Annotated in this window: 5 protein-coding genes and 1 pseudogene (1 of these 6 running past the window's edge); 5 read left to right on the plus strand and 1 reads right to left on the minus strand. The window is 55.4% G+C overall.

Annotation, left to right across the window (positions count from 1 at the left end):
- The 3 genes and pseudogenes from AO064_RS15580 to AO064_RS15590 all read left to right on the plus strand — a co-directional run.
- A pseudogene (locus AO064_RS15580) lies at nt 1-2,649 on the plus strand (RHS repeat-associated core domain-containing protein) (it extends 1,858 nt beyond the left edge of the window).
- 1 nt (nt 2,650) lies between these two features.
- Complete coding sequence (locus AO064_RS15585) at nt 2,651-2,944, plus strand: hypothetical protein (RefSeq protein ID WP_064053897.1); 294 nt, start codon at nt 2,651-2,653, stop codon at nt 2,942-2,944.
- A 633-nt stretch (nt 2,945-3,577) separates the two neighbouring features.
- Entirely contained in the window at nt 3,578-4,000 is a 423-nt protein-coding gene (locus tag AO064_RS15590; protein ID WP_244159525.1) for a hypothetical protein, read from the plus strand.
- A 187-nt stretch (nt 4,001-4,187) separates the two neighbouring features.
- On the opposite strand, the gene AO064_RS15595 is transcribed toward AO064_RS15590, so the two are convergent.
- A complete protein-coding gene (locus AO064_RS15595) occupies nt 4,188-4,625 on the minus strand; it encodes a DUF3995 domain-containing protein (protein WP_064053898.1) in 438 nt (145 codons plus the stop codon).
- Nucleotides 4,626-4,717: 92 nt separating this feature from the next.
- Here AO064_RS15595 and AO064_RS15600 point away from each other — a divergent pair, with 92 nt between their 5' ends.
- Nucleotides 4,718-5,107: a DUF2946 domain-containing protein gene (locus AO064_RS15600; RefSeq protein WP_064053899.1), complete on the plus strand. Its 390-nt coding sequence runs from the start codon at nt 4,718-4,720 to the stop codon at nt 5,105-5,107.
- Between the two features lie 95 nt (nt 5,108-5,202).
- Nucleotides 5,203-7,329 (plus strand): TonB-dependent receptor, encoded by a 2,127-nt coding sequence (locus AO064_RS15605; protein ID WP_064053900.1) that lies wholly within the window; start codon nt 5,203-5,205, stop codon nt 7,327-7,329.
- The last annotated feature ends 331 nt before the right edge of the window (nt 7,330-7,660 follow it).

Consider the following 7,660-nt stretch of genomic DNA (forward strand, 5'->3'; position numbering starts at 1 on the left):
GGCCGGTGGGGCGAGNCTTCTTTTGGGAGTGGGAACGGGCTGGCAAGGCGGCGAGGTGTGTGCGGCATTGGGCCAGCTTTTCGCAGATGGACACGCGGTATGCCTGGGATGACAACGGGCAGGTCACGGTGTTTAACGCCGACGGCAGCCAAGAAGTCTACGTGCATGATCAGCGGGCGCGGCTGGTGCAGCGGGTGGATCCGGACGGTGCCGAGCACTTTAAATCCTACGATGAAAAAGGCCGGCTGACGGTTGAGCAGGACCCGCTGGGGGCGGTGACGGCGTATCAGTACGACGACGCTGGACGCTTGGTGGCGTTGTTTCCGGGGGAGGATGAGCCGACGACCTACGAGCATGACAATGGGTTCGTACGGGTTGTGCGGCGTGGTGAAGCGGTTTGGAAGTATGAGCGGAGTGATCAGGGCGATGTCATTCGCAGGACCGATCCTGACGGAAATTCGACTGCCTACAGCTACAACAAATACGGGCAACTGACGCAGGTTTGGTATCCGGATCACAGCTGTCAGAAGTTGGTTTGGAATGAGCGTGGGCAGTTGCTTGAAGAGCAGTTGCCGAATGGTGNGGATCAAGCGTTATCGCTATGACGANNNNTCTTGGCCGGCAGGTGGCCCGGGAGGATGAACATGGGGCGCTGACCCAGTACCAATGGGACAGTGTTGGGCGGTTGATTGGCGTTGTGCTGCCGGGCGGTGCGCTCAGGGAATACAGCTACAACCCCTACGGAAAAATCACTTCCGAACGCGATGAACTGGGGAACGTCACCCGCTACGAATACGCCGACGGCCTGCACCTGATCAGCCGCCGCATCAATGCCGATGGCAGCCAGGTCAACTACCGCTACGACAACGTGCGTTTGTTGCTGACCGAAATCGAAAACGAGGTTGGCGAGACCTANNTGATGACGGCAGTCAGCAGGTTACCCGCTACGAGCGCGACCATGCCGGTCGACTCGTAAGAAAAACCCTGCCTGATGGTGGTGCCGTCGACTATGCCTACGACCGCCAGGGCAACCTCCTCAGCGTCGAAGATGGCCATTGGGCCCTGGCTTACGAATACGACGCCCAAAACCGCCTCGCCGCCGAACACCAAGGCTGGGGAACCCTGCGCTACGGCTACGACGCCTGCGGCCAACTAACAAACCTGCGCCTGCCCGACAACAACCGCCTCACCTTCAACCACGACAAAGGCGGCCACCTGGCCACCGTCGAACTGAACGGCGAGATCCTCACTTCGCATCTCTACAAAGCCGGCCAGGAACACCAACGCCAACAAGGCCAACTGATCAGCCACTACCACTATGACGACCAGCAACGCTTGCACGCCCACGCCGTCACCCAACAGGAGTACACCCTCTACCAACGCCATTACGACTACGACAAATCCGGCAACCTCACCCGCCTGCTCGACACCCGCAAAGGCGAGCACCACTACCACTACGACCCACTAAGCCGCCTCACCCGCGCCGACCATTCCCAAGGCGAGCAAGAACGCTTCGGCCACGACCCCGCCGGCAACCTGCTCATGCAAGACCGGCCGGGCCCCGACATCGTCGCCGGCAACCGCCTGATGATCCAAGGCGACCACCATTACGACTACGACGCCTTCGGCAACCTCATCCGCGAACGCCGCGGCAAAGGCCACGCACTCGTCACCGAGTACCGCTACGACTGTCAGCATCGGCTGATCGGCATCACCCAACCCAACGGCCAAACCGCCAGCTACCGCTACGACCCGTTTGGGCGGCGTATCAGCAAAACCGTCGACGACGTAACCACCGAGTTCTTCTGGCAAGGCGACAAACTGATCGCCGAGCACCACGCGGACCGTCACCGCAGCTACCTCTATGAACCGGACAGCTTTCGTCCACTGGCTCTACTGGAAGGATTCGGCCCAAAAGAAACCAAGGTCTACCACTACCAACTTGACCACCTCGGCACCCCACAAGAACTCACCGACACCGAAGGAGAAATTGTCTGGTCCGCGCACTACCGTGCGTACGGCGAAATCACCCGGCTCGACATAGGGAAAATCGACAACCCGCTACGCTTCCAGGGCCAATACTTCGATCGAGAAAGCGGGCTGCACTACAACCGCCATCGCTACTACAATCCGGATATTGGTCGGTACCTGACGCCGGACCCGGTGAAGCTGGCGGGTGGGATCAATGCGTACCAGTACGTGCCCAACCCTACCGGATGGGTTGATCCGCTGGGTTTGAACACTTGTCCCGGTGGAGAAGGATGCAAGCCATCTGTCGATGCTAAAAGTCCGAAGATAAGTGCTAACTCCAATCAAGACGAGCCAACCCTGCCATACTCTCAGGGAGAGATCGTCAGGGTTAGACACTACACCAATAGGAAGGGGCTGAACGGAATAGAGCAAGATGGGGAAATTTTAGCACTTGATAACAACAGGGTTTACGTGGAGCGAGCAAGAAGTAAGATCTTAAGCGCTGCTGATGTACAAAAGCGCTATCAGGTCGATGTAAGCCGGGGAAGAGACTACGTAGAAACTGACGTTCCGAAACACATGCTGGAAGAGAAGAGAAACCCAAGATACGGTTCGATCGAGCTTACAATTTGGGGGAATCTAAAATTAATAAACCCTACTTTCGTTAGGAGAAAGTAAAATGTTGAATACAAACAAAAAAATAACAATCTCTGGGGAAGATGCTTTAGAGGCGCTGACAGAGATCGAATTCATACTGGTTTCACTACGAAAAATGGGCACTTACTATATTGACAGGCCTTCTGAGGAGTATCAGCGCGCCACAACTGATTTTATTGACAACGCTCGAATCACATCAAGACTTGCTAAGGTGAGAGGACTAATCACTGCAGGATTTGATACAACTTTGGGCGACGACGATATGGATGACTTAGAGCGGCACATGCAAGAATTAAAATTCTGGAAACCAGCATAACACTAAAGATTAAGGTTTATTCATGCCAGGCAATACGAAAAAAAGTTCGGCAAAAAAACTCCGCACCTCTAGCTTTCATTCAAAACCAGGTACCCCTTGATAAATTATCTAGAAGAAGAAATAGACGAAACACTCAACGCATTAAATATCAAAAACAAAAAGCTGACTGCGAAAGACATAAATAATTTAATAAAATCACTCACAAGAAATTCTTCAAGTTCGAAAACACCATTCTGGACCCTATGCTTTTCCACGAGAGCAGTAGCCAATACAGCTCAAGTTTTTGGCAAGAAATAGCAGGCAGTATAAAAAGTACACATTTAGTCCTATTGGTTTTTGATACTGACCACAGAGCATGGGAACTCAAAAATCCGAATGATTTTGCGTACCTTATAAGGGAAACAATTGGATATCCATTTTGGTTAACGGATCGCAACCTAACGTTCTTAATCCACTTGGATTACCACGACTGCGCAAGTTCAACATAAACGCATTGAAACAAAACGTTGAACGGACAAAAATGATGACCACAAACCTTGTCGCAAGTCAAAGCATCTACCTAAACCACATCAAAGCTGACAACCTCATATATTGAATACAATTAAGACTAACAACCCAATATGGAAATCCAGTATGACACACAACAAAAAACCATTTACAGGATCACAACAGCAACACACAATTCAGTTAGAGATCCCTAAATCACCTAACAAAAAGTTAGCACGATCAGTCATCTGCGTACCGCTCACCCCAGAAGCCATGAAATTACTGGATACAGATGACTGCCCAGACTTATTATTTGAAATACTCTTCCTCTCTGACGAAGATCACCGCGAACTTCTGGAGTCTGGCGTGCTGGAAGCTATAAACAAAGCGACTGGCAAGATAATTGATGACTACGAAGACGAGTCCATTGATACGTCTGAAGACCTGCATATATCCCTAGCCATACTTAAAGATTTTTTTGCAATCAAAAACTCAGCAACATTAAGAGAGCTAATCCACCTAAACAGCGTCGCAATCAATAATAACACCGGATTATTTTTCTTTTTCTAATTCATACTCAACCATTCAAAACAAATTTAAAATGACTATCAAACCTCACATCAACTAACATCAAAGAATCTCAGGTAGTAGCAGTCAGTGAACTGATAGAGGAAGAAGTCACATTACTCATTGATCGAGCGACGGTGACCTGCTTTGCAAGCACATTGACTGCACATCCTGACAAGCAATCAGGCCCTCACCCCCACGCCACCACCAACAACCCCACCCCCAACACCAAACACAATGGCGAATAAAAATACGTATCCCACCTCGCAAACCGCGACCCACCCACCTTCTTGAAAAACCCCACCAACTCCGAATCCCCAATCGCCCGCGCAAACATCACCACGGCAATCGCGCTGATCCCCCACTGCAGCGCACCATGGGACACCGCCGAGAAGTACAGTCCAGCTCGCAGGCACACCAAAAGCGCAATCGCCACCAGCCCCATCGCCACCAGGAACGTCCCCAGCGCCGAGGGCTTGAACGCTGGCTTTGGGCCGCTGGCGAATTCGCCGGGCAGTTGGGGGATGGCGGCGAGGCTGCCGAGTTTGCCGCCGGCGGCCCAGTAGAGGTGGACCATGCTGATGCAGGTAAAAACGCCGACAATCCATCGTGCGACAACAAAGCTCATGGCTGGCTCTCCCTGAAAGGTGCGAAACAGAATAGTCGCCCTGAGATTTTCTGCAGGCATTTCGTCGGCGGCTGATGGTAAAGTGCCGCCCCATGAAACTTGCCCGTGCCGATCGCTCGCTCATTGCCTGGATGCTTTACTGCTGCGTCCTGTTCAATGTGTTCGCCTGCAGCATCGGTCATGGGCAGATGGTCGGGATGCAGCTCAATGGCATCGGCGGTCAGTTTTGTACGGTAGACCCGCGCACCCAGGCGCCCACGCCGTCCAATGCCCCTGAAGAGAATTTGCCTACGCTGTCCAAGGCGTTTGGTTGTCCGCTGTGTTCCACCGGCGGCATGGGCCCTGCGCTGAGTTCCAGCCTGAATGTGGCGGTGTTGCCACAGCCTCATGCCCCCCCGCCTGCCGTAGTCCTGGCTGCTGACATCCCTGCCCGCTTCACCTGGCCCACGGCCCACCCGCGCGCGCCGCCTGCCTTCGCCTGAGTCCTTCGCTTTCTGATCTGCACTGAGCACCGTTTCCGCCAGGAAATACGGATGGCTGTGCGTTGCTTTCAAGCCAAGTTTTTCAGGATTCAACCATGAAACATCTACCCCTGTTGGCGGGCCTGTTCGGCTGCCTGCCTGTCTGCGCCTGGGCCCTTGAGTTGGCCCCGACGACCATCGATGGCGAACAAGCCGCCGAGCCCGGTTTGGCTTTGGACCAATCCAGCGGCGCGGCGTCGCGGTTGGGCTTGAGCGTGCGGGAAACCCCGGCGTCAGTGGCCATCGCCACTCGCAATGACATCGAGCGCCACGGCGCCAAGACTTTCCGCGATGCGGCCAATACCTTGCCCGGCGTCAACGCCAGCGCTCCACCGGGATTTGGCGGGTTTGTCTCCTACCGGGGCTTTACCAGCAGCCAGATCACCCAGATGTTCAACGGCATCAACGTCGCCACCGGCCTGGCACGACCGGTGGATGCGTGGATCTATGACCGGGTGGAGCTGGTGGGCGGCCCCTCCTCGCTGATCAACGGCGCAGGCTCAGTGGGCGGCTCGCTCAACTACGTGACCAAGCTGGCCACCCGTGAGGAACAGGCTGCCGAAGGGCAACTCACTTACGGCAGTTATGACACCGCCGGCATGGCCTTCGGTGTCAATCATGCCCTGACCGACCCCGGCGCCGAGGTGCAGCACTACGCTCGCCTGGATGTAAGCCGCAACACCAACCACAGCTACATCGACCGCGACCAGCGCGACGCCTGGAGCCTGGCGTTTTCCTTGCTCAGCGATCTCACCCCGAACCTGTCCCACACCCTGGCGCTGGAATACCAGGACGAGCATGAAGACAGCCCCTACTGGGGCACGCCGGTGCTCAACCCCAAGGTCGGCGAACTGAAGATCGACAAGCGCAACCGCTTCAATAACTACAACGTCGCCGACGGCCGCTACGAACAGCGCACGCTATGGGTGCGGTCGATCATCGACTACCGCCTCAACGACAGCACCACGCTGAAAAACACCCTCTACCATTTGGACAGCCAGCGCGATTACCGCAACCTGGAGACCTACCAGTACAACGCCGACAACAGCGCGGTAAACCGCTCGACGGCCTATCAGGTGCGCCATCAGGGCGAACAAAACGGCAACCAGTTCGAGTGGCGCCACGAGGACCACATTTTCGGCCTCTCGACCACCTGGTCCGGCGGTTTCGAGTACAAGGTCAACAGCACCACCAACACCCCACTGAATGTGCCAGGCAACAGCGTGGTAGACCCGAACAACTTCGATCCCGGCCACTTCTATGACATCCCGCGAACCCGAGAGAACTTCGGCAAGGACAAGACCAACGAAGTCACCACCCAGGCATTGTTCGTGGAGAACCGTCTGGGCCTCACCGATAAACTGTCGCTGCTGACCGGCTTGCGGTATGACGCCATCGACCTGGACGTCACCAATCACCGGGCGATAACCGCCACCAACCCCCGCCACTTCAAACGCCGCTGGGAACCGGTGACCGGCCGCGTGGGCCTGACCTATCAGTTCATCCCCTCGGCCAATGTGTATGTGCAATACAGCACCGCCGCTGAGCAACCGACGACCACCACGCAAGTGTTTGAGGTCTCGACGGGCAAACAGTGGGAAGTGGGCAGTAAGTTCGACTACCTGGACGGCCGTGGCTCGGCCACCGTGGCGGCCTACAAGATCGAGCGCAAGGACTTTGCCGTGACCGATCCGCTGGATCCCACCAACAGCATCCCGGTCGGCGCGCAGTCTTCCAGGGGCATCGAGTTGGCGAGTTCACTGCGCATCACGCCCAGGCTGCTGGCGGAAGGCAACTTCGCCTCGGTTGACGCCGAATACGATGACTTCAATGAGAAAATCGCCAGCGGCGCGGTAGTCTCACGCAAAGGCAACACGCCCACCAACGTGCCCAAGCGCGTGGGCAACCTGTGGCTGACGTATGATTTTGCCGAGGACTGGCAAGGTGGCGTGGATGCGCGGTATGTGGCCGAGGTGTATGCGGACAATGCCAACACCCAGACGGTACCAGCCTACACGCTGTTCGGAACGTTCCTGCGCTATAAGGTGGACTCGCACACCTCGGTGACGGGCCGGGTGCGCAACTTGACCAATGAGGTGTATGCCGAGTTTGCGCATGTGTCGCCGGCGTATTACTTGGGCTCGCCACGAACCTTTGAGTTGGCGGTACAGACCCGGTTCTAATCTTGGAATGCAACTGAATGTGGGAGGGGCTTGCTCCCGATAGCGGTGAATCAATCAACCATGCCGTGACTAAGACGCTGCAATCGGGAGCAAGCCCCCTCCCACACTTGATCTGCATTGAACTGAAAGAGCCGTGGTTATTTCAGGCTGGCTTCAACCTTCTGCGCCAGACCCGGTTCTAATCTTGGAATGCACCTGAATGTGGGAGGGGGCTNCTCCCGATGGCGGTGAATCAGTCAACCATGCCATGACTAAGACGCTGCAATCGGGAGCAAGCCCCCTCCCACACTTGATCTGCATTGAACGGAAAGATCCGTGGTTATTTCAGGCT

Source organism: Pseudomonas marginalis (genome assembly GCF_001645105.1).
GTDB lineage: Bacteria > Pseudomonadota > Gammaproteobacteria > Pseudomonadales > Pseudomonadaceae > Aquipseudomonas > Aquipseudomonas petroselini.

Bases quoted from the DNA above. Each gene is read 5' to 3' on its own strand.
- AO064_RS15585 (WP_064053897.1), top strand. From the start codon at position 2,651: ATGTTGAATACAAACAAAAAAATAACAATCTCTGGGGAAGATGCTTTA.
- AO064_RS15590 (WP_244159525.1), top strand. From the start codon at position 3,578: ATGACACACAACAAAAAACCATTTACAGGATCACAACAGCAACACACA.
- AO064_RS15595 (WP_064053898.1), bottom strand. From the start codon at position 4,625: ATGAGCTTTGTTGTCGCACGATGGATTGTCGGCGTTTTTACCTGCATC.
- AO064_RS15600 (WP_064053899.1), top strand. From the start codon at position 4,718: ATGAAACTTGCCCGTGCCGATCGCTCGCTCATTGCCTGGATGCTTTAC.
- AO064_RS15605 (WP_064053900.1), top strand. From the start codon at position 5,203: ATGAAACATCTACCCCTGTTGGCGGGCCTGTTCGGCTGCCTGCCTGTC.